This window comes from Rhizobium sp. NFR03, from assembly GCF_900111275.1.
In the GTDB taxonomy this organism is placed as follows: Bacteria; Pseudomonadota; Alphaproteobacteria; order Rhizobiales; family Rhizobiaceae; genus Ferranicluibacter.
In genome coordinates this window covers 15,521-38,342 of the sequence record NZ_FOGR01000016.1, presented here as the reverse complement: position 1 = coordinate 38,342, position 22,822 = coordinate 15,521, and the positions used below count along the sequence as shown (strand labels likewise).

At 58.5% G+C, this 22,822-nt stretch carries 19 protein-coding genes and 2 pseudogenes; 11 read left to right on the top strand and 10 right to left on the bottom strand.

The genetic code is table 11. The features are described 5' to 3' along the window. Positions 1-89: 89 nt before the first annotated feature. Positions 90-362, top strand: a pseudogene (locus BSG19_RS24600) (hypothetical protein); the annotation flags it as partial. Positions 363-547: 185 nt separating this feature from the next. Here the strand turns inward: BSG19_RS24600 and BSG19_RS24595 are convergent. Beyond that, on the bottom strand, positions 548-1,720 hold the full coding sequence (locus tag BSG19_RS24595; protein WP_092990652.1) for an ROK family transcriptional regulator: 1,173 nt from the start codon (positions 1,718-1,720) through the stop codon (positions 548-550). A 400-nt stretch (positions 1,721-2,120) separates the two neighbouring features. On the opposite strand from BSG19_RS24595, the gene BSG19_RS24590 reads away from it, so the two are divergent. The 6 genes from BSG19_RS24590 to BSG19_RS24565 all read left to right on the top strand — a co-directional run bounded on the left by BSG19_RS24590 (position 2,121) and on the right by BSG19_RS24565 (position 8,254). After that, complete coding sequence (locus BSG19_RS24590) at positions 2,121-3,584, top strand: ABC transporter substrate-binding protein (RefSeq protein WP_092990647.1); 1,464 nt, start codon at positions 2,121-2,123, stop codon at positions 3,582-3,584. A 79-nt stretch (positions 3,585-3,663) separates the two neighbouring features. Beyond that, the gene (locus BSG19_RS24585; RefSeq protein WP_092990646.1) at positions 3,664-4,593 is read left to right on the top strand and encodes a carbohydrate ABC transporter permease; all 930 of its coding nucleotides are present in this window, start codon (positions 3,664-3,666) and stop codon (positions 4,591-4,593) included. Between the two features lies 1 nt (position 4,594). Then, on the top strand, positions 4,595-5,428 hold the full coding sequence (locus BSG19_RS24580; RefSeq protein ID WP_092990645.1) for a carbohydrate ABC transporter permease: 834 nt from the start codon (positions 4,595-4,597) through the stop codon (positions 5,426-5,428). Between the two features lie 28 nt (positions 5,429-5,456). After that, positions 5,457-6,482, top strand: coding sequence for a Gfo/Idh/MocA family protein (locus tag BSG19_RS24575; RefSeq protein WP_092990644.1), 1,026 nt, complete (start codon positions 5,457-5,459; stop codon positions 6,480-6,482). A gap of 71 nt (positions 6,483-6,553) precedes the next feature. Then, on the top strand, positions 6,554-7,717 hold the full coding sequence (ugpC, locus tag BSG19_RS24570; RefSeq protein ID WP_092990643.1) for an ABC transporter ATP-binding protein: 1,164 nt from the start codon (positions 6,554-6,556) through the stop codon (positions 7,715-7,717). A 63-nt stretch (positions 7,718-7,780) separates the two neighbouring features. Continuing rightward, on the top strand, positions 7,781-8,254 hold the full coding sequence (locus BSG19_RS24565; RefSeq protein ID WP_244529421.1) for a hypothetical protein: 474 nt from the start codon (positions 7,781-7,783) through the stop codon (positions 8,252-8,254). Positions 8,255-8,708: 454 nt separating this feature from the next. Here BSG19_RS24565 and BSG19_RS24560 read toward each other — a convergent pair whose 3' ends face one another. The 3 genes and pseudogenes from BSG19_RS24560 to BSG19_RS24550 form a co-directional block, all read right to left on the bottom strand. Beyond that, complete coding sequence (locus BSG19_RS24560; protein WP_092990642.1) at positions 8,709-9,686, bottom strand: aldo/keto reductase; 978 nt, start codon at positions 9,684-9,686, stop codon at positions 8,709-8,711. A gap of 130 nt (positions 9,687-9,816) precedes the next feature. Continuing rightward, entirely contained in the window at positions 9,817-10,548 is a 732-nt protein-coding gene (locus BSG19_RS24555; RefSeq protein ID WP_092990641.1) for a carboxymuconolactone decarboxylase family protein, read from the bottom strand. 88 nt (positions 10,549-10,636) lie between these two features. After that, positions 10,637-10,942: pseudogene (locus BSG19_RS24550) on the bottom strand (DUF2255 family protein); the annotation flags it as partial. Between the two features lie 115 nt (positions 10,943-11,057). Between BSG19_RS24550 and BSG19_RS24545 the strand changes: the two are divergent. Further along, positions 11,058-11,948, top strand: coding sequence for a LysR family transcriptional regulator (locus tag BSG19_RS24545; protein ID WP_092990639.1), 891 nt, complete (start codon positions 11,058-11,060; stop codon positions 11,946-11,948). Positions 11,949-12,504: 556 nt separating this feature from the next. Here the strand turns inward: BSG19_RS24545 and BSG19_RS24540 are convergent. The 6 genes from BSG19_RS24540 to BSG19_RS24515 all read right to left on the bottom strand — a co-directional run bounded on the left by BSG19_RS24540 (position 12,505) and on the right by BSG19_RS24515 (position 19,465). Then, a complete protein-coding gene (locus BSG19_RS24540) occupies positions 12,505-14,292 on the bottom strand; it encodes a methyl-accepting chemotaxis protein (protein ID WP_092990638.1) in 1,788 nt (595 codons plus the stop codon). A gap of 304 nt (positions 14,293-14,596) precedes the next feature. Next, complete coding sequence (locus BSG19_RS24535) at positions 14,597-15,328, bottom strand: helix-turn-helix transcriptional regulator (protein WP_092990637.1); 732 nt, start codon at positions 15,326-15,328, stop codon at positions 14,597-14,599. Between the two features lie 255 nt (positions 15,329-15,583). After that, the gene (locus tag BSG19_RS24530) at positions 15,584-16,135 is read right to left on the bottom strand and encodes a TadE/TadG family type IV pilus assembly protein (RefSeq protein ID WP_244529423.1); all 552 of its coding nucleotides are present in this window, start codon (positions 16,133-16,135) and stop codon (positions 15,584-15,586) included. Positions 16,136-16,167: 32 nt separating this feature from the next. Continuing rightward, complete coding sequence (locus BSG19_RS24525) at positions 16,168-16,692, bottom strand: TadE/TadG family type IV pilus assembly protein (protein WP_092990635.1); 525 nt, start codon at positions 16,690-16,692, stop codon at positions 16,168-16,170. Continuing rightward, positions 16,692-18,014 carry a TadE/TadG family type IV pilus assembly protein gene (locus tag BSG19_RS24520; protein WP_244529422.1) on the bottom strand — a complete coding sequence of 441 codons (1,323 nt, stop codon included), beginning with the start codon at positions 18,012-18,014 and terminating at the stop codon, positions 16,692-16,694. The genes BSG19_RS24525 and BSG19_RS24520 overlap by 1 nt, the downstream gene beginning before the upstream one ends. A 296-nt stretch (positions 18,015-18,310) precedes the next feature. Further along, the gene (locus tag BSG19_RS24515) at positions 18,311-19,465 is read right to left on the bottom strand and encodes an ROK family transcriptional regulator (protein WP_092990633.1); all 1,155 of its coding nucleotides are present in this window, start codon (positions 19,463-19,465) and stop codon (positions 18,311-18,313) included. Between the two features lie 202 nt (positions 19,466-19,667). On the opposite strand from BSG19_RS24515, the gene BSG19_RS24510 reads away from it, so the two are divergent. The 3 genes from BSG19_RS24510 (at position 19,668) to BSG19_RS24500 (ending at position 22,803) form a co-directional block, all read left to right on the top strand. Continuing rightward, the gene (locus BSG19_RS24510) at positions 19,668-20,942 is read left to right on the top strand and encodes an ABC transporter substrate-binding protein (RefSeq protein WP_092990632.1); all 1,275 of its coding nucleotides are present in this window, start codon (positions 19,668-19,670) and stop codon (positions 20,940-20,942) included. A gap of 125 nt (positions 20,943-21,067) precedes the next feature. Continuing rightward, positions 21,068-21,952 carry a carbohydrate ABC transporter permease gene (locus BSG19_RS24505; RefSeq protein WP_092990650.1) on the top strand — a complete coding sequence of 295 codons (885 nt, stop codon included), beginning with the start codon at positions 21,068-21,070 and terminating at the stop codon, positions 21,950-21,952. Next, on the top strand, positions 21,952-22,803 hold the full coding sequence (locus BSG19_RS24500; protein WP_092990631.1) for a carbohydrate ABC transporter permease: 852 nt from the start codon (positions 21,952-21,954) through the stop codon (positions 22,801-22,803). The genes BSG19_RS24505 and BSG19_RS24500 overlap by 1 nt, the downstream gene beginning before the upstream one ends. Positions 22,804-22,822: the final 19 nt, after the last annotated feature.

The window sequence follows — 22,822 nt, the reverse complement described above, 5'->3', positions numbered from 1 at the left end:
GGTAGCATAGCGTTACGGTTGCAATCTTAATGACTCCGGCAAACTGAAAGCATCCTGAATTAAAGGTTACTGCAGCCGCGGAGTATGCCTGGGACCTGAAGCCGAACAGCTCGATGACCAACGCCACCGTTGCCAACGCCGTCAAGGCGGTTGATGGCCAGACAGTGACGGTGACCTACAAGGGCAAGGAAAAGAAGATCTCCGTTCCCGCAGGAACACCCGTCGTGACTTTCGCACCGGCTGTCGAAGCGGACCTGAAGAGCGGCGCTACGGTTTTCGTGCCATCCGAGAAGGCCGCTGACGGTACGATATCCAGCAGCCGTGTCGTCGTAGGCACCAATGGTGTTCAGCCGCCGATGTAAAGCAAGAGGATAGTGGTCTGCGCTTGAGTTTGATCTGCTGATATCGGCATGATTGGCCTCCAGAGAGTTTTCTAGCGACCTCACTCTGCCACGGTGCAGGCCGCTACTCACCCCTGATGGGATCTCAAGGCGTAGAATGATATGCGGCTACAGCTCATGTTCTCGAATCAACAACATCGAGCTTCTTATATTTTAAGTTTCAAATGCTCCGAGACAACAAGTCCCGCCGCCCCACGCAACGCCGTGTGGCCTTCGCCAAGCCCGTTGCTGACGATGGTAATGTCCTGGTTGGGGCGTGCCAGCACGAAGCTGCGCACGTGGCGCTCGATGGCATCGGACAGACGCGCGCCGCCGGTGGCTGCGTCACCATGCAGGATGTAGAAGTTCAGCGAGAGGGTCTGCTGCAGATTGGCGATGCCGACGGCGATGTTGCGGGCGTAGCGATCAAGGATTTCCTCGGCACGCGATGACCCGCTTGCGGCGTCTGCGACGAGACGCGCGCTGGTCACGCTCTCGGGGTGGCCCACGCCCAGTCTTTCCGCTTCGCGCCTCAGCCAAGTGAGGGTGGCGATCGTTTCCCAGCAGCCCTGCTTCCCGCAATTGCACATGTGGCCGTCAAGCTGGACGACGGTGTGGCCGAGTTCGCCGCCGGAGCCGGCAAGGCCCCGATAGACCTGCCCGTTGATATAATAGGCACCACCGAGAACCTCTCCGGTATAGATGGCTGCGAAGTTCTGCTGTCCGCGGCCGGGTCCGAACCACCTGTCGCCCACCAGGAGCGCGCGAGGATGGTGATCGATGACGACGGGTAAGCCGAAGTGCGTGCTGAGGATATCGGTGATCGGCAGGCCGGTTAAGACAGGTGCGAGGCTGACAGTAACGATGACGCCCTTGTCGCTGTCGATCATGCCGCCGGCCGCGATCCCAATACCGAAGGGCGGCTGGGTCGCGTGATCTAGGGACCGTGCCAAGGTCTCCGTGAGGATTCCGCTAAAATCCTCGACATCGCCGTTCACATCGAAGGGCGCCTTCTCGATTGCAGATATTTCTCCCGTCAAGGTGACGAGGCACGTCTGTATCCTGCCGGGAAGCAGGAGGACGGCGGCGAGCATCGGAGCATCCGGGTTGAAGAAGAGAGGCCGCGCCGGTTTTCCTCCTTGCACAGCCGACCGCGTGGCCTCGCCTTCGACCAGAAGTTTCTCCTCGATCATTGGCTGGACGATGCCGGTCACAGTCGTTCTGTTGACGCTGGCCAGACGCGCAAGATCTGCCCGGCTGGTCGGACCGTTGTCGTACAGCGCCTGAAGTATCCTGCCGCGGTTGATCGCACCGATATCGGACGCGGAAACGAGCATCATGGCCGTGGACGTGGCTCCTTCGGCATCCGCCTCTGGCTTTGCGATCTCCGGTCTCGCCGACCGCAAGCCATTCAGATTGTTCCTGCTTTGGAGATCGGAGGTCACGGTGTTTTTCCTGTTTCTTCGGTACGGGCCAAGAGGCGCGTGTCTTCGTCGTCTTATCACGAGAGCCGTTAGCGGACATGGCCTTGGACTGTCGTCGTCCGCCTCATGGAAGCCTGGTCACAAAAATCTCTTCGGCAACAAGGTCCCAATTGACATGTACCATAAGTTTGTGCGACGTACAAACATACTGCCTCAAAGAAGTGCAGGCAGATAAACGGGAACAAGGCGCAGTCGACCGGTGTGCAGGAAAAACGCCGGATCATGTCACGCGCCAGAGCAAACTGTGGAGAGAGACATGCAGAAGGATATGATTGCCTTATCGCGCCGGAACTTGCTCAAGGGCGTTTCGGCGGCAGCGGTTTGCTCCGGCATGCTCGGCGCTCTCGCTGCCCCACTGGCGCAGGCGCAGGATGTCACCAGCGTCCGCGTGCTCTCGGTGGAAGATCCCTTCTTCTTCTCGTTGAAGGCGATGCTGCCCGACTTCGAAAAGGAAACGGGCATCAAGGTCGAGCTGGAAAGCCTGTCCTACGATGCGCTTCAGGCGCGTCTGGTCTCCGCTTTCGTCGCCAACACCTCGGACGCCGATGTCATCGCGGTTGACCAGATGTGGCTCGGCCAGTATCTGGACAATGGCTGGATCGTGTCGCTCAACGATCACATCGCCAAGGATCCGGATATCGATCTCTCCGACTTCATTCCCGAGGTCCTGTATTCCTCCAACATGTGGCGGGGCCAGATTGCGACATTGCCGGTCGCAGCCTATGCGCAGGGCGTCATGTACCGGAAGGACATGTTCGAGGCGCTCGGCATCGACGCGCCGCCTGCGGATACGACGGAAGACTGGACCTGGACTGCCTATATCGACACGCTGAAGAAGCTCGAAGGCAAGACGTTCAAGGACGTGCCGGTGTTCCCAACCGTCGTCTGCGGCTCGCAGCCGTCGCCGATCGTCCATATGTTCACCCAGATCTCGGCAAGCCACGGCGCCTCCTGGTTCAAGTCGTTCCCGGCCCAGCCTTGGAATTTCGAGCCGACACTTTCCGGCCCCGCCTGGGAAAAGTCGGTCGAGGTCTACCGCGAGCTCTACCGGCTATCGCCGCCCGAAGCGATCAACTACGTATGGTTCGATGCGGGAACGCGGTTCGCCAAAGGCGATATCGGCATGTTCTACTGGTGGACGCCGTATTTCTACCTCATCAAGAACGCGGGCTATATGACCGGCAGCAAGTCCTCGGTCATGGATGCCTATGCGACGGCCGCTCTTCCCAAGGCCGAGGGCGTAGCGCAGACCATTAGCGTTGGCGGTTGGAGTCTTGGCGTTCCCGCCAGCTCCGCCAAGCAGGCGGCCGGCTATGCCTTCATCAAATGGGCGACCTCCAAGGCGACCCAGAAGAAGATGGCGCTGTGGCCCGACCTTAACTACCAGTTCTCCGACTTCGGCCGCGCCTCGCTCTACGAAGACAAAGACCTGAAGGCGGTCTATCCCTATCTCGATGTACAATACCGCATGATGAAACAGGGCAACGGCAAGGTCACGCGACCGCCCGTTCCCGGCTACACCGCGCTCGAAAGCGTTTTCGGCCTGACGCTGAACCAGCTTCTCACAGGCTCGGAGGCACCGGCCCCGGCGCTCGAGCGCACCAACAGCCTCTTTGCCAGCATCCTCAAGGGGAACTTCATGATCCCCTATCAGAAGGAGAGCTACGACGACACGCTCGACAGCGCCAAGGCCCTGATCGGCAAGCTCGCCAAGACCTGACGCCTGGGCGTGCCGCCTCTGCCTGCTTCCCTCGAAGCGGGCAGGGGCATCGGGAACCCTGATATAACAGGACGTTGAGATGACGACGATAACGGCCCATGCGCCGGTCGCAGCTGCGACTGGACGGCGAAGCTTCGTTCGCCGAAACCTGCCCTACCTGCTGATCGCACCGTCGGTCATCATGCTTCTGGTGCTGATTGCCTATCCGCTACTGTTTGCGCTTCGTTCAAGCTTCTATTTCTGGAACCTGCAGATCGGCCCTGAACCGCAGGCCTTCGTCGGCTTCGATAACTATGTCCAGGCCCTGAACGCCTTCGACTTTCAGGCGGCCCTCACCAATACTCTGCTGCTCTCCTTCGTGGGGACCGCGCTGGAGTTTACGCTCGGCCTGTCGATCGCGCTGATATTGCTTCGAGCACTGCCCGGCATGAATGTCGTGCGGGCATTGCTCATCCTGCCCACGACGATCGCTCCCATCGTCGTGGGCTTTTTATTCCGCTACCTCTATGATCCCGGCGGCGGCCTCCTGACTTGGGTTCTCACCTCGATCGGCGTTCCGATCCCCGCTGTCGGTCTGCTGGGCTCACCGTCCACGGCGCTTGCTGCCGTCCTCTTCGCCGACATTTGGCAGTGGACGCCCTTCTTCGCGATCGTCCTTTATGCCAGCCTTCTCTCGGTACCGGAGGAGATCATCGAAGCCGCGCGGCTCGATCGCGCCTCCGCCTGGACCATCCTGATGCGGATCAAGCTACCGTTGATCAAGCGTACGGCCATCATCATCGTGATGCTGCGGTTCATGCAGCTCTTCAATACCTTCGACACGGTGCTGGTGCTGACGCGCGGGGGGCCAGGCACCTCGACCCGCACGCTCGGCTACTCCCTCTACGAGCAGGGACTGATCAACTTCAACATCGGCCTTGTCAGCGCCATGACGTGGATCACCGTCCTGATCGTCAACATCATTGTCGCTCTCTACGTCTTCTTCGCCTTCCGCAATGAGGAGTGGTGACATGCCGTCCGCAAAAAACACTATCTACAAGCTGCTGACCTACGCTGCGGGCCTTTTCTTTCTAGCCGTCTTTATCGGGCCGATCCTCTGGTTCATCGCGCTCGCCATTCGTCCGCCGGAGACAGCTTTCGCCATGCCGCCCCAGTTCACGTTCACGCCAACGCTGAACGCATTCCGGCATATCCTCGTCGATCCAGGCACCAATGCGCCGCAGCTCGTCAACAGCCTCATCGTCGCCATAGGCGCTGTGCTCCTCAACCTGCCGTTCTCGATCCCCGCCGCCTATGCACTTTCGCGGTTCAAGCTGCGGGGCAAGAAGAACATCATGCTCTGGTATCTCGGGCTGCTGATGGCGCCGCCGATTGCCTTTCTCATTCCGTACTTCGTGCTCATGAACCGCATCGGCCTTACCGGCTCCTATCTGTCGATGGTGCTCGTGCTGCAAACCATGACCATTCCCTTCTCGGTCTGGCTGATGAAGAGCTTCATTGACGAGGTGCCCGCCGAACTGGAAGAGGCGGCCCGCATGGACGGCGCTCGCTGGTACACGATCATGTGGCGCATCACGTTGCCGATCGTGCGCCCTGGCATCATCGTCACCTCCATGTTCGCCTTCGTTTTCGCCTGGAACAATGCGGCCTTTCCCCTTGTGCTCAGCGCACGATCCACCGCCACGCTTCCTGTTGGCACCATCGGGTACTTCGCCACCAGCGGGGTCACCTGGAACTACATCGCCGCGGCCGCCGTGGTCGCGATGATCCCTCCCATGATCATCTTCCTCGTTTTCGACCGCTACGTGGTTCGAGGCCTCACCTTTGGTTCGGTGAAGGGCTGATCGGCCACCTTTCTGGAGTAGAACTGACATGACCAAACTGAGAATGGGCGTCATCGGCGCCGGCCTCTGGGGCACCAACCATGCCCATACCTTCAACGTGCTGCCCGAGACCGAACTCGTCGCCGTCTGCGATATCGACGAAGGTCGGGCACGGAAGATGAAGCAAAGCTCCGGCGCCGCCTTTGCCTTGACGGACTACGAAGCGCTTGTCGCACGCGACGATATCGATGCCGTCTCTGTCGCCACGCCCGATTTTACGCATACGCCTATCATCCTGGCGGCGCTGAAGGCGAACAAGCATGTGCTGAGCGAAAAGCCGCTCGCGACCACCGTTCGCGAAGCCGAGGAGATCGCGGAAGCAGCCGCAGCCTCCAAAGGCAAGCTGATGATCGATTTCCATAACCGAGTGAACCCAATCCTGACGCAGGTTCGCACCATGGTGCAATCCGGCGAGATTGGCGTGCCGCGTCACGGCATGGCGCGGCTTTCGAACACCACCTTCGTGCCGTTCGAGATGTTGAGCTGGGCCGCGAAATCGTCCGCGCTCTGGTTCCTCGGCAGCCATCTCGTCGATGTTCTCCGCTTCGTTCTCAATGACGAGATCGTCAGGGTCTACGCGGTGACGCGCGACGGCGTGCTGAAGGCCGGCGGCGTCGATACGCGCGACTTCCATCACTGCATCCTCGAATTTGCCGGCGGTGCGGTCGTCACAATGGAGAACAGCTGGATCCTGTCGCGGGATAACCCGTCGCTCGTCGATTTCAAGCTGGAACTCGTAGGCGACAAGGGGCAGATCCAGGCCGATCCCACGCATAACGGGGGCTTGCGCCGGATGGTCGAAGGTGGCCTGCGCTACTCCGATTACATCGGGATGACGCCAACGGGCGAGACCCGCATCGGCGGCTTCGTCCTCGAGTCCATTGGCCGCTTCGTCGATGCCGTCGTGCGCGATGCGCCGCTCCTTGCCGATGCCATGGACGGGCTCGCCAATACCAAAGTCCTCGCAGCCATCGAAGCGTCCGCGGCGAGCGGTAAGGCTGTCGATATCGCCTGATCCTCTTCGGGCCGCTGCCCTGTTTTTCACGCGGGGCGCGGTCCGGCCCTGATATGCAAGGAGTAATCTCAATGGCATCGCTCGCCTTCGACCGGGTCGGTAAGACATATCCGGATGGAACGGTCGCCGTCTCCAATGTGAGCTTCACGATCGAGAACGGCGAGTTCGTCGTCCTTGTCGGCCCATCCGGCTGCGGAAAATCGACGCTGCTGCGGATGGCGGCGGGCCTCGAGATGCTCAACAGTGGCCGTCTGATCATGGACGACCGCGATGTCAGCCATGTCGAGCCGCAGGATCGCGATATCGCGATGGTCTTCCAGAACTATGCCCTCTATCCACACATGACGGTCTACGAGAACATGGCGTTCGGCCTGCAACAGCGAAAGATGCCGAAGGCGGAGATCGACCGGCTGGTGCGGGAAGCCGCCGAGATGCTAGACCTTACCCGCTACCTGCAGCGCAAACCGGGTGCGCTTTCGGGCGGGCAGCGGCAACGCGTTGCGATGGGCCGTGCCATCGTCCGCCATCCCTCGGCTTTCCTCATGGACGAGCCGCTTTCCAACCTCGATGCGAAACTGCGTGTCCAGATGCGTGGCGAGCTGAAACTTCTGAACGAGCGTCTGGGCGTGACCACGCTCTACGTGACGCACGATCAGGTGGAAGCCATGACAATGGGTGACCGCGTCGCCGTGCTCAAGCCCGTGAAGGACGCGACCGAAAGCAACTTGCAGCAGATCGACACGCCGCAGATGCTCTACGACCGTCCGGCAAACCTTTTCGTCGCCGGCTTCATCGGGTCACCCGCCATGAACTTCGTCCGCGTCGATCTGTCGAGCGGTGTGGCCGGGCTGACGGCAACTGTGGTCGGCACGGGTACGCAGATCGCCTTGCCTGCCAACGCCGCCTTGTCCGGCTTCGCAGGGCGTCAGGCGATCATGGGTATCCGGCCGGAAATGTTCCGGGTCTGCACGCCGGAGGAGGCGATCTTCAACGAGGCCGTTCCTGTCGCCGAAGCGCTCGGGGCGGATACGTTCGTGTTCTTCGACATCGCGTCGCCGCCGGTCGATGTCAACGGCGCCGACGAGGGGGAGATACCGAGCAGCAAGGGCAAGAACCGGCTTGTCGCCCGCATCCCGCCAATAAAAACGCCACGTCCGCGTGAGCGCCTTCCGCTAACGGCTGAGCTCGAGAGCCTGCACTGGTTCGATCCTACCACGGGTCTAGCCATCCGCTGAGCGGCGTCTCTCCATGACGGACCTTGAAACCAACATTGACATCTACGCCGAGAGGGCCCTGCCTTGAACGACGAGACCAACCCGTTCTCCACCACCGACCCTGACCGGCACTCCATCTGGGAAATGCTGGTGCGCCAGGACATCGAAGGCTTCGTGGCACAGGACTGGACGACCTTTGGCCGCTTCTTCCGGAAGGATGGCTTCTGCGGCCTCGATGCGGAAGGATCGCTTGATCCGAAAGACTGGTGGCTTCGGTTTCCGACCGTCGATGCCTATCGGACGGCATGGCTTGCCGATGCCAAACGTGCCGCGCAGACGGCCTATGCCGAAGACAGGCGAAGCGCGCTCTATCGCGCGACCAACATGCGCGATGTGACTGTGCAGGGAGACACGGCCATTGCGCGCAAGACGTTTAACGACGGCATCGCGCTTGAAGGCGGCGATATCCAGAAGCTGAACTGGCAGTCCGTGTTCTTCTGCGCAAGAGGTCGACAAGGTTGGTCGATCACCGGGTTCGTGGGCTTCATGGCGTTTTGAGCGCGGCTTGAGATCTGCCATATCCAGCGTTTACCCTGTTTTACCATGGGCCGCGCCCATGTCTCAAGCATCCCACTTGGCACAGGGTTCAGGTCGACGGCCATGCCGTAGAGTCTTACGGTGTCAGAAGTTCGCTTCCTTTCAAGGCGAGGATGCCCATCCGGACAACAACCAGTGCCAATAAGGGTTAACGCTGACGACGGCTTTGCGCCCGCGTTCCTGCTCTTTAAAACAGGGACTGGAGTATGCCGCAAGCCGCCATCCTCGTCGCTGGTAGATGGCTGCAGATTAACCTGAAGTCTGCCAACTCCGCCTTTCGTAGGCATGAGAAAACCCTGTGGCTCATATTGCCCGTCGATGATCAGCCTATTCCTTGCTCGGAAAAGTGCGCGCGACGGTAAGAAGGCTGCAGGGACAAATAGCCGGCGGCTTTTCATCTGGGTAATCCCTGGACCTACAAGCCGGTGAGACGCATATGCTCCTCCGGATAGCGATCGCCGCTGATATGGATGTTCGCGGCTTCGATCTCGTCGAGATCGGTTTGCGTGAGTTGCACGTTCAAGGCGCCAATATTCTCGTCAAATCTTTCGATCTTGCGGGTACCGAACAGGGGAACGATCCAGGGCTTTTGAGCAAGAATCCAGGCGAGTGCCACCTGCGCCGGCGTTGCTGCATGGCGTTCACCGATGGCTCTCATGAGGTTGACCAGCTTCCGGTTAGCATCCATTGCGGCAGGTGAAAAGCGTGGGATCGAACTGCGCATCGGGTCGAGCGCGGTCGTGCTGTCGATCTTCCCGGTCAGGAAGCCCTTGCCGAGTGGCGAGAACGGCACGAGACCGATGCCCAGCTCCTCGAGTGTCGGAATGATCTCTGCTTCCGGCTCGCGCGTCCAAAGCGAGTATTCGCTCTGGAGGGCGGCGACGGACTGGACGGCATGGGCGCGGCGGATCGAACCCGCTCCGGCTTCCGACAGCCCGAACCAGCGAACCTTGCCCTCGGCAATCAGGTCTTTGACGACCCCCGCGACGTCTTCCATGGGGACGCTGGGATCGACGCGGTGCTGATAGAGTAGATCGATGTAATCGGTCCTGAGACGCTTGAGACTGCCCTCGACCGCGCTTCGGATTTGTGTTGGCGTGCTGTTGACGCCGCCACGGTGAACGCCGGTTTCCTGATCAATGTCCCAACCGAATTTGGTCGCGATCTTTACCCTGTCACGGAGAGGCTCCAAGGCTTCCCCGAGCATCAGTTCATTGGTCCAGGGACCATAGACTTCGGCCGTGTCGAAGAAGTCCATGCCCCGATCGACAGCCGTTCGGATCAAGGTGATCATCTCTGCCCTGTCGGGCAGTTCACGTGCTTTTCCGTATCCCATTGCTCCCAGGGAAAGAGCCGAGACTTCCAGTCCCTGTCCGAGTGTCCGCTTTTGCATTGATGAGGTTCCTTTCAGTTCCATCCTGCTCAAACGTGGTCCGGCGCAGCATGGTTTATCGCCAGGGATAGTGTTTTCGAAGTTCGCCGGATGAGGCGTTCGCTGGGCCTGATCGCCCGAGAACAAGCATTTAGTCCAAAGAAGACGTCTTTCGATTCGCGAACACGTCCTTGACGATGGGCATAGCGGAAAAGACGCAGGGCCATCCCGAATAGAACGCGATCTGGGTCAGCATCTCCGAGGCCTGGTCCCGCGTCAGCCCGTTATCCATGGCACGGCCGAGGTGGTAGGTAATCTGGACTACCTGTCCCGTGGCGATCAGCGCTGCGACCGTGATCAGACTGCGGTCGCGTGGCGCCAGATCGGGACGAAGCCACAGGTCCTTGAACAGTACCTCCGCAGTGTAATGAACGACGCCCGGTGATACGGCGCCGAAGTTTGCCTCCACCGCCGCGGCGCGTTGTGCTTCGGCGATCTCGTCGAGTGGCAACAACCAGGGCGATGCTGCCGGCAGTTGGTCCAATCCGATGTTCCGCTCAAGGAAAATATCCTTGAGGATCTGGACTGCGAAGAAGGCGTTCGACCAGCCGGTGTAAAAGGCGAGATGGGTAACGATTTCCGAGAGTTCGGCCGGGCTGACGCCGTAATCGAGCGCTGCGTTGAAATAGTGTGGCATGCCGATTGTCTGGGCACGGGCGATCAAGGCGGCGACAGTGACTGCGCTGCGATCCCTTGGGGACAATTGCGGCCGGCTCCACAAGTCGGCGACGATGGTCGACCTAGTGTATTCGGCAAGCGCCGGGGAGACTGAATGTACGTCTTCAGGGCTCAGCGTGGCATGAGGGGAGGTTTGGTTCGACATTTTCGTTTCCATTCAATCAATCAGTTGTTTGTGGATGGACCCGGATCGTGGCAGACCGCGCGTGATCGCTGATCATGGGTCTGAGCTATTGGCTCTTGGCGTATTTGGCTCGGTACGCATCGTCGATGCGATCGTTCACCGCGCCATCGACGGGCTCAAAGGTGACTTCCATGGTCGTGCCTGCGGCGAGGATCTTGGCGGCCCTCTGCCTGACGGCGGCCTGATACCACCGGGAATTCTGGCCGTGATAGCCACGAACATAGAGCGACCCATCCACTGCCAGGCACCAAATCCAGGTTGGTGTGCCATAGGTGGTCCCGTCGTCACGGAATGGCGCGATATGCAGATCGTCAGCCGCGACAATCCGATCGAGATCGTTTTCCGAGAAAGACATACGTTTCTCCTTTCAACATTAGTGCCGATGCGCGTTCTTCAACTGAAATATAGGCACTGCCATTTCATCGGATTAGACGGTAAAAACTGATTGGACTTATATCGGAGATCAATGAATGCGCCGCGAAGACCTTGGAGACCTGATGGCTTTCCTGACAGTGGCGGAGGAGGGCAGCTTCACCAAGGCTGCGGCCCGGCTCGGAACCTCGCAGTCGTCGCTCAGCCTCATCGTCCGTCGGTTGGAGGAAAGGCTCGGTGTCCGTCTTCTGACGCGGACGACACGCAGCCTTGCGCCGACCATCGCTGGTGAACAGCTCCTTTCGACGCTTGGTCCGGCGTTCGGCACGATCGACGCGCAACTGTCGGCATTGAGTGAATTTCGGGACAAGCCCGCTGGAAGCTTCAGGATCACCGCAGGGCAGCACGCCATCGACACGATCCTCTGGCCTAAACTGTCCAGCTTCCTGCGTGAATATCCTGGTATCAAAGTGGAACTCAACGCCGAGTCGGCGTTGACAGACATCGTGACTGAGCGCTTCGATGCAGGCGTGCGGCTTGGCGATCAGGTCGAGAAGAACATGATCGCCGTCCGGATCGGGCGTAAGGCGCGGATGATCGTCGTCGCGTCACCGTCCTCTTTCGACGAGCGTGAAATGCCGATGACACCACAGGAACTGACCGGGCATCGTTGCATCAATCTGCGCCTGCCGAGTTATGGTGGATTCTATGCCTGGGAGTTCGAAAAGGACGGCCACCAACTGCACGTCCGGGTTGAAGGACAAGTGGCGGTGAACGGAGTGCCCCAACTCGTCAACGCGGCCCTCGACGGCTATGGATTGGCTTATGTCCACGAAGACGTTGTCGCTCACCATCTGCAGAGTGGAAGCCTGGTTCAGGCTCTCGACGACTGGTGTCCGTCATTCCCTGGCTATCACCTCTACTATCCATCCAAGCGGCATCCGTCGCCTGCCTTCACGATGTTAGTTGAAGCGCTGAGGCATCGCTGACCCGACACGCAGGCGAACCGGAACGGCGCAGGCAGCCGGTTCGCTCCAAGCCGTTATCATCAGTCGATAAGCAGCTAGTCGGCTATCCTGCCGCCCTTGATATCGGCGATTGGAGTACCCCATTGCCTCCCTCGCAGTCGTATGGGTCGATGCCCTCATCTGGCAGTATCTAAACAAAGTCCCATACTTGATCGTGCCTTCACTATTCTCTTTTCCACCTGCCTGCTCGCTGCGATGTGGCGCTGGTGACAGACACGTTACCTGTAAAGAATTCCGTGCTGCACGCCAATCACCACTGTCGCATGCCTTTTGGGAAGAATTCAGTCGGAGTGACCTTACGCTCACGGCCTCATACCAGCTCATACGGGAGCACCACTTGTTGTCCCGACAAGAAGACAACAATGCCGGCATGGCGATGAACTACGGGGTGGTTGGATCGCATCCTTTCAAGACCGAAGATTACCGCCCGAGATCTCTGCTGCTCGTAGGGGTGAACGAAATCAGGTAGTCCTAGAATTGAGGCTGTGGTCCTCCTAGTGGCGAAATATCTTGCTGATCAAAACTCTTCCCAGCTTTCCGACTTTACCGCGGCATTTCCTCGGGAGACGTGGGCGACCTTTGCGGTCATCTGCCTCACAGGAGCGACAGATGACCGGGTCGCGGTCATGCTCGATGCCGGCTGCAATGGGCGCGTAGCCGACCCAGAACGAACTTTGAAACGTGAGAGTAGCTGAAACAATTCCTCAGCTTCCCTCGCGAGCCCGTGCGACGCGGCGGACGTTTCCTCGACCATGGCCGCGTTCTGCTGTGTGCCCTGGTCCATCGTATTGACGGCCGTGTTGATCTCTTTCAAACCCGTTGCTTGTTCGCGCGCCGCCTCAACGATGGCGCTGACATTACGATCGACATGGATGACCTGCCCAACAATCTCTTCGAGGGCCTTACCCGTTTCACCAACGAGCGCGACACCCTGCTTCACATGACCGGTAGAGGTGCTGATCAGGTCCTTGATTTCGCCAGCAGCTTTGGCCGAACGCTGCGCGAGCTCCCGAACTTCCTGGGCAACAACGGCAAATCCTTTTCCCGCATCGCCCGCACGCGCGGCTTCAATGCCCGCATTCAACGCGAGCAGGTTGGTCTGGAAGGCGATCTCGTCAATCACGCTGATGATGCTGGAGATTTCGTCAGCGGATGTCTCGATCTGGCCCATGGCATTGACCGCTTGGCGCACCACAGAGCCAGAGCGCTCGGCGTTTTCCTTCGTTTTGCGCACGAGCTGGCCGGCCTCCTGAGCGCGATGGCTGGAGTCGGATACCGTTGTTGTGATTTCCTCAAGAGCCGCCGCCGTTTCCTCGACGGATGCTGCCTGCTGTTCCGTTCTGCGCGATAGATCGTCGGAGGCCGAACGGATCTCCTGAGATGCAGCGGCGATAGCGGCGGCGTTCTGGCCCACTGCTTCCATCGCGCCGCAAAGCCCCGATGCCGCGCTGTTGAAGTCGAGCCGGAGTTTTTCGAGCGTCGGCAGGAAAGGGCTCGTCAGCTGTTGTGTCAGGTCGCCGTCGGCAAGCCCTTGCAGGACGCTCGCGAGGCTGTCGACGTTCTCAACGCGAGTGGTGACATCCGTTGCGAACTTGACAACTTTAAAGACCTTCCCGCTCATGTCGAAGATCGGATTGTAGGAGGCCTGGATGTGAACCTTCTTGCCACCTTTACCGATGCGCAAGAACTCGTCCGCGATGAACTCTCCTCCGGCCAGACGGCGCCAGAAGCGACCGTAGTCCTCGCTGCCGGTATAGCTGCCGTCGCAGAAGATTGAATGATGTTTGCCTTGGATGTCACTGAGCTGATATCCGAGCGTCGTCAGGAAGTTCTCATTGGCTGTCAGGATCTCGCCAGATGGCGTGAACTCGATGACGGCCTGCGCGCGCGACAGCGCATTGAGCTTGCCCGCGTCTTCGAGCGCCTTCAGCTTCTGAACTGTGATATCCGTAGCGAACTTGACGATCTTGTACGGCTTGCTGCCGCGAAACACAGGATTGTAGGACGCTTCGATCCAGATCTCTCTCCCGGACTTATCCCGGCGCCTGTACTGGCGTTGGTCAGATTTCCCACAAGCCAAGGAACTCCAGAACTCTCTATAATCCGCGCCGGCGGCTTCGGTCGGATCGACAAATATCCGGTGATGCTGGCCAACGATCTCGTGAAGCTCATAGCCAAGTACCGTGCAGAAATTCTGATTGGCTGTCAGGATTCTACCCGTGAGATCGAACTCGATCATCGCTTGAGACTTGCTCATTGCGGCGAGGACCGCACGGGCATCCGACGAGAAACCAAACGACGTCATTCTCAAGATAAGCTCCATGTCTACGGGAGGCGCCGCTTCAGGACGTTGCCGTCCGTCGCAGGTCTATCTGTACTGCACTGGATCAAACCGAGGATTGCATTTCAATGTACCTTCACCTCGTTTGACACTCCCAATTCTAGGAGTGAACTGCAAATGAAGTGTTAAACTTACGGAAGATATTTCAGCTTTCACTCAATGAGTGTGCTCACAATTGATGACTCGCGTTTTAGCAGAAAAAAATGAACCGAAGGCGGTGGGAACGTCGGGTCTACTGCAATCTGGATATGTCAGACGCCATGTCAAATTAATGGATGAGACCACGGCGGATAGCCTCTGCAATCGCATGCACGCGATTACTGGCATTAAGTTTACGGATAGCGGTTTTAATGTAACTGTTCACAGTGTCGGCTGTGTAACCGGTCACCTCTGCGATCTCGTCCGTCGTCTTTCCAAAGCTCGCAGACCGCAGGCAAGCAATCTCGCCGTCGATAAGTCTTAGCGTTGGAGCCGAGAATTTGTCCATGATGGGTCGCGTGATCACGCGGTGCATGACGTCAGCCACATCTACCAGGAAGTCCAGTTCGTGGTCTGCAAAAGCAGTCTTGCGTGCGAAAGCGACAGCTCCAAAGACGTTGTCTCCGCGCCTGACGGGAAATAGGGTGCGGTTCAAAACGCCAAACGTTTCCGTAAGGTATTGAAGGCGCCGCGGCGGCGGTGTTTGCGCATAGACATTTTTCTCAATGACAACGCCGGACGCGGATTTTGACGCTTGCACGAACGGATCAATGTCGAGGAGATTGTCTCCATAATAGGCATCCAGGAACGCCGGTGGTATGTCTGTGTCGATCGATTGACCGCTCCCGAAATGATATCCATCAAGATCCAAACCGGATACCGCATAGAAATCGAAATGAACCGCGATGCGAAGCTTTTCGACAAAAGGATGTGCAGTGACATGTCTGCGCTGTGGCAAAGACCGGAGATCGACCGCTCCGTCGAGAACATCGCTGGAAGATGATGCGCGTGAGGACGGCAATCGAAGAGCTCCGAATATGAACCGCCATCAAATTGGTGGATAAACGTCCGCGGCTTGCTCAAGACATATTACGACTTGAGTTTATTAAAAAGGTTAGAAAGCGACAGTCGACTGCCAAATGCGTCGATCATAGCCGTTTCATATTTGAGGAGGTTGCCCTTTCGATGCGAAGCGACTGGCGCGGCTTGCAGCTCAACGTGTCGGAAGTTGCGGCGGGGAATAGGTTTGGTACCTGAATGTCCCGTCCTTTCCCTCCTACTTGTAAGCAATCGTATCGGCTGCTCTTGGACGATTGAAGAACGATCTTTCGAAGCTGTAGCCATTCGTTCCCGTAAAGTACGCGAACAACGAGGAAACCGGTGTGGTCAGCGTATATTCCACATGTGTTACAACAACCTGGACGCCTTTCTGCTGTATTTTGGCCGGAACAACAATCTCGCTTTTCAATCCCGCTGCTAAGGGCGGCGTATTGAACCCAGCCGACCAATTAACGGTAGCCGCTCCCGTACTGTCAATGTCTTCGATAGCGAGCGTAATCCGCAATTCCGAGATGCTGTAAGGCTGCAGAATAAAGCTGACGCCGGATAGCAGTTTAGCCACGTCCTGTTTCGTCCAAGTGCCCTGCTGAGAAATCATGTCGCCTGTTGTCGAGGAAATCTCGTCCACCTTCCGACTGACGGTCAGTGCGTGGCCCAGATCTGCCGTTCCTGCAAGGAGTACCAGAAGGATCGGCAGGACGAGCGCGAACTCGACGCCGGATGTGCCCGCGCGACATTCCCAGAGGCGGCGGAGATGGCACGCGATCATAAGAGGAAAAAGGCGATTGCTGGGTTGAGTCATCAGAACGGCTCGTTGCGAAAGAGAACCGCCGAGCCGAGCAGATAGCGCCCGTCGGACAGTCTGGCATTTGAAAGGGTAAACAGGCTGACGGCACTCCACGGAAGAAACCCCTGCACAAGGACGTAGTCACTGGTCTTTCCGGGATTGAAGACCTCGTTGACAGTTAGTGCCCCGCTGGCAGAAATGGGATTGGTCGAGTTGATCGACGCAAGGTCCGAGATCACAACCACGCGGACGAGGAGATTGCTTTCGCAGTCGAACAGCAGGGACATCTCGCCGCAGATCTTTGACTTGAAAGCAACCAAAGGTGCGCCGGACGCTGCAACCTGCCCGGTCCGGATCGAACGCGAGACTTTCTTTAGGGATGCATCCAGGCTCGCATCGACGAAAAACATCAGCGAAACTTCGATGATGCCGAATATCAGGGCAAACAACGGCAGTGCAACAAGCGCAAATTCAATTGCCGCGACGCCACGTCTGTCGTTGAAGAAGCGCTGGAAGGCAGGATGGTTTGGTCTCGCCATCAGTTTATCAATCGTACGGACGTCAGGTACTGTTTGAACAAAGTGGATAGTCCGGCTGTGATTTCGGTCGAGGACGATGCTCCGATGAAGAGGCTCTTAGAGGAAGCACAATCAGCGAGGGCATAGGGAACATAGTCGCGCCTCGTCGTGCTGGTCGGCACGCCGCTCTTCATCACACCACCCCAGGTGTTTTTCCAGTCTGCGCTTGCCATGGTTGCACCGACGGTGTTGTTGTAGCCCCAGTCCGTGGTGATCGGCAGATATTCTGTGTAGAGCACGGCAATGGTCGCTGCGTGCTTTTTGATCGGGTCGCACCAAGCGGGATTGAGCGGCGCAATCTTGTTCCAGTACCAGCCTGGGGTCTTGATCTTGTTGCCATTCCACTTGACGCCGGCCGTGACCCATTCACGCTGCGACTGGACACCGTCGGTGAGCATCAAGACCAGCTTCAAAGGTTTCTCTGCAGACGTTCCATCGCTACCATTGCCGACTTTCTTATCAAGATCGGAAAGCGAGACATCGAAATAGGTATGGGTCGTAGACGTAGCACTGGTCAGCCCGGAACTGTCGTCATTGAGACGCCTGCGTGCCATCGACATATCCAGAGTCGGCGCCAGAACCTCTGCTGCCGTATCGCCAATGGTATAAAGACCGACCTTAATCCGGTCATGGTTGGTATCGGCCTTGTCGATCAGATCGATGACCTGATGGACAGCATCAATCGATACATCAGCGCGCAGCTTGATTCCGTTTGCCTTGCTGTAGGCGTAGTTATTGGCGTACGAAACGCCGCCCACGGTCGGGCCTTGTTCGGCGTGGCAGGCGAACTGGCATCCAGCAGACCTATACATTGTATCTTGCCCAGCGGCAGTTGCGGCAAGGAGCATGGATGGCGACTTGTCGAGCACGACGTAAACGTTGAGAAACGATGTGGACGGCCCCTGAACCGCACTCTGTACGCTGACGGGAACGGTCTTGATACTCGCTATCTGCATCAAGGTGGTCGGAATGCTTCCGGTCGCGGTCGCCGTTATGCGATGGGTGGACACGTCGATATTGACATCCGCAAGAGTGTAGTCGCTGTCGGCCTGTGCGTGAAACCAGTCAGAGACTTTGGCTGTCAGCGCCGCCTTGTCTTCAGTGTCGATCTCTTTCACAGCGGCAATCAGCGCCGCATCCAGATCGCTCTGCATGCTCTGCCGTGCGTTGTAGGAGCGGATGTAGTCGACGCTCGCGCCGACTGCCAGAATCATAGGCACCATGGCCAAGGCGACGGTAATCGCGACGTTTCCGTCTTTGGCTACTAGCAGAGATCGGAACAACGCAAAGCTACGCCGCCCGTTATGTCTCCTGTCTCTAGCCACACATGTCTCCCGCCTCACACTTCGTTTCAGAAGTGATAAAAACAGGAATTTCTTTCGGAACTGTAATTATCGTACCAAACGAGGATAGATGGCTTATCCGTAAACATCGCGCTCGAAATTAACGATCTATAAAAGTTTTCGAGTTCTTCGTAATCGTTGAGGTGAATTCTCAGGGGCTTCCAAAGTGCAAAAATGTCGTGCGCCGAGATCGCGATAGCATGTCGTCGCCAGTGACCTCTCCAAATTACTATCTTTCAGCCGCTGGACACGCTTTCAAAATCGAACACAGCCTGTGCCGCTAAAGCCGCAGCTCCTCTGGCCCAAGAATTCGGGACCCAGTCTGGAAGAAGTTTAGGGTTGGCAAAGAATGTCCGTGCCTCCATCTCGCGCCGGATGGGATCGAGGAGAGCCTCCCCAAGTGCAACGGCTTCCCCGCCAACGACGATCACCTCGGGATCAAACAGGTTGACCATATCGGCGAGATGGCGGCCGATCCGCGTGCCGGCGTCCTCCAGGATCGCAAGGCTTGTACCATCGCGCGCTTGAACGGCGTCCACGAAGGCCTCCCATACGATCGCCTGCCCGGTCAGGCGGGACCATTCGTCCAGCATGAACGGCTCGGCGGCGTGCGCCATAAGGCAACCATGGCGACCGCATTCGCAAAGGCGCCCGTTCGGCACGGAAATCGTATGCCCGAGCTTACCCGCAGCGCTTCGGCTTCCGTGGTAAATCTTCCCGTCGATGACAAGCGAGCACCCGATCCCGGCGCCAATCGCCAGAGCGGCAAAGTTGCGATGCTGTCGGCCAACGCCGAACAGTCGTTGGGCGACTGCAAAGGCGTTGACGTCGTCGTCGATCCAGACAGGCGCATGAACCCTTTCGGCGAGCATCTCGGCAAAAGGAAGATCGCGCCAACCGAAACGGGGGCTCTGCAGGCAGACGCCCGTCGCGGCATTGATCTCGCCGGGAATCGAGACACCGATTCCCATGAGCCCAACGTTCTTGCGCCCGGCCCGCTGCAGGAGATGCGGGATGGTCGAAGCGATCGTCTCGATGATGGCTGTTGGCGCTGGGTCCGAGATGGCGACGTCGGAGGCAATCAGCGGGGTCGTGGCGAGGTCGGTCAGCACACACTCGATGTGGTGCCGATGCAGCTTGAAGCCGACCGTCAGGTGCGCGTCGTAGTTGATGTCGATGGGTGTCGGTCGGCGTCCCGTTGCGCCGGCAACGGCTTCCCGCTCGACAACCAGCGTGTCCTCGATCAATTCGGAGACCACAAAGGTCACCGCTGCAGCGCTCAGGCCCGTCAGCGATGCGAGTTCCGCGCGTGATACCGCACCTTGCTGGCGTAACAGACTGAGGATCAGTCTTCTGTTGATGGCTCGAGAGGTGGTAGGGCCGCCGCGCATGTCGTTCCTTTAATTAATTTCGTAAATTAACTCTTGTCCACTCTTGGAAGATAAGCTAGCGTTTTGTCATTGGCAATCGAGGGAGGAGGGTTCGACAGTACGTCGTCGGGCTTCTTGCGGTTGTCGATCTCGACCAAACATGACCCGCTCACGATCGCAGCGAGCGGTCTTGCGGATGAACCTTGCCTTGGGAGGAACACCTATGCGTTTCAAAGACAACCCGCTTGATTTTGCACCGTCGCGACGGACATTTCTGATCGGGACCGGCGGCCTCATGGCGACTGCGAGCCTTCTTGGCAGGCCAGCGCTCGCACAGTCCAAAGAACTGACGATCATTTCCAATATTGCCAACGCCCCACAGCGTGAGGTTCTTCAACGGCTTGCGGGCGAGTTCGAAAAGGCGAGCGGGACCAAGGTCGTCATCAACAATATGGATCACGAGGCGCACAAGACCGCCATCCGCAGCTATTTGGTTGTCGGTGCGCCCGACATCTGCTTCTGGTTTTCGGGCAACCGCATGAAGTCCTTTGTCAAGCGGGACCTCTTCGACGATATCTCCGACCTCTTTGAGCGCGAGAAGTACAAGGATGTGCTGGGCGCGTCGGCCGGCGCGGTCACGGTAGACGGCAAGCAGTATGGACTGCCACTCGGCGGTCTCTTGTGGGGCCTGTTCTACCGCAAGGATGTGTTTGCGGAGAAGGGCTGGACGCCGCCAGTGACCTTCGAGGATCTTCTGTCACTCGGTGAAAAGTCGAAGTCCGCAGGCATGATCCCGGTCAGCATTGGGACCAAGGAGATGTGGCCGGCGGCTGGGTGGTTCGATCATATGAATCTGCGCATCAACGGCCTCGAAAAGCACATGGCCCTGATGGATGGCACGATGGCCTATACGGATCCCGCTCTGACACCTGTCTTCGACAAGTGGGAGGCCCTGATCATGGCCGGCCTGTTCACGCCGAACCACACCTCGTCGGGATGGGAGCAGGCTGCGGCCGCACTGGCGCAGAAAAAGGCCGCAATGATGGATCTCGCAGGCTTCGTCAAATACGGTTTTCCCGCCGAGGAGCAGGCACAGATCGCGTTTGCGCCTTTTCCGGAAATCACGCCCGGTCTGCCGCGCTACGAGGACTTCGCGTTGAATTCCATTCACATTCCAAAGAACGGCAAGAACAAGGAGGGTGCGCGAGAGTTCCTGGCCTACCTGTACCAGCCCGAGAACCTAGCAGCCTATCTTGCGCCGGAAGGCGCCGTGCCGCCGCGCAGCGATTGCCCGCCGAGCGCTGATCCTTTGGTAAACGCTGCGATGGAAAGCCTGAAATCGGTCAAGGGCTCTGCCCAGTATTACGACCGCGACACGGATCCGGACATGGCCCAGGAAGGCCTGAAGGGTTTCCAGGAGTTCATGGTGAAGCCGGAGAGGCGCGAACAGATCCTTGTTCGTCTCGAAGCAACGCGCAAGCGCGTCTTCAAGGCCTAGCCGAACCGCGGTCGTCATCCTCCCTGACGCCGCACGTTGGGCGAAGAGGCAAACCTCTTCGCCCGATCCGTCCCCCGTGCTTGAAAATCCTCAAGCCGTGTTGTTCTCGTAGTGAGGCAGATATGATGTCCAGACTCTGGCGACGCCATAGCAACTGGCTGGCACCAACCCTCTTCATTCTTCCAGGTATCGTCCTTTTCGGAGTCGTCATCATATTCGCGTCTCTCCAGACGATCTGGGTCTCTTTCCACGAATGGGATGGTGTTGGGGCCATGGTCTGGGTGGGGCTCGACAACTATCGGCAATTGATCGACGATCCGCAGTTCTTCGTCTCGCTGAAGAACAATGTCATTTGGCTTGTGATGTTCATGGCCGCGCCGCCGCTCGGGCTTGCGCTGGCGTTGATGCTCAATCAGCCGATCGCCGGCATGCGGATCGTGAAGTCTCTATTCTTTATACCCCTGGTACTCGCCTCCGTCACGGTCGGCGTCGTTTTTACCTGGGTCTATGATCCCTCATTTGGCCTTCTGGCTCTGATCTTCACCGCCTTCGGTGCAACGGCGTCGGCCCTGCTGTCGGACGAAAACTTTGTCACCGTCGCGGTCGTCATCGCGGCCCTCTGGCCGCAGATCGCCTTTTGCCTCGTCCTGTTCCTGGCGGGTCTCAACAACCTGAACGAGGAACTGATCGGGGCAGGGCGGGTGGATGGGGCCCGCGGCTTTGCCATGCTCTGGAACGTCATCCTGCCGCAGCTGCGGGAGGTGAGCTTCATCGCACTTGCCGTCACCGTCATCGGAGCGCTGCGCTCGTTCGACATGGTTGCGGTGATGACATCCGGCGGCCCGTTCGGTTCCTCCACCGTGCTTGCCTACCAGATGTACGAACAGTCGATCTTCTCCTACCGCTTCGGCTACGGCGCGGCGATCGCAACCGTTCTTTTCGTGATCATGGCCGGTTTCATCGTTTGGTATCTGCACACTCTGCTCAAGGTGGAAGAAGGAAACGCCTGATGTATCCTCGCCCCATCCCGGCCACAGCGCCTGCGCGCCGCGGCCTCTATATCGGCCTTGTCTCGCTCGTCCTCCTCCTCTGGCTGCTGCCCCTCTTCACCGTCATGGTAACGTCGCTGCGCTCCTTCGAAGAGGTCATGGCCGGCAATTACTGGGGCTGGCCGAAGAGCTTCAACCTCATCGAGAACTACACGGCCGTCTTCACCCAGACCGCCATGGCCCACTATTTCGTCAACAGCCTCGTCATCACGCTGCCGTCGGTAGTGGGGGTACTCGTGCTATCCACGCTCACCGGCTACGTATTGTCGCGCCACCGGTTTCCAGGCGCGAACCTGATCTTTGCGCTCTTCGTCGGCGGTAATTTTCTGCCGGCGCAGATCATGATGATCCCGGTGCGCGATCTCATGGTGGAGCTCGGCCTCTACGATACCTATGCCGCGCTGATCATTTTTCATGTCGCCTTTCAGACGGGGTTCGCGACGCTGTTCATGCGCAACTTCATCGCCGCACTCCCGGACGAGCTTTTCCAGGCGGCGCGATCGGAAGGCGCGTCACCCGGTCAGACCCTTGTTCACGTCGTTCTGCCGCTGGTGCGCCCCGCGCTTGCGGCACTTGCGATCCTCACCTTCACCTTCGTCTGGAACGACTATTTCTGGGCGATCGTGCTGACCCAGAGCGATGCGGTGAAGCCGGTGACGGCGGGCCTGAGCAACCTGCGCGGGGAATATGTGTCGGCCTGGAACCTCGTCTCCGCGGCGACCGTCATTGTCGCGGTACCCCCGGTCCTCATGTTTTTCCTCATGCAACGCCACTTCATCGCCGGACTGACCGTCGGCGCGGTGAAGGGCTAAGCAGACAACCCAAAGGATG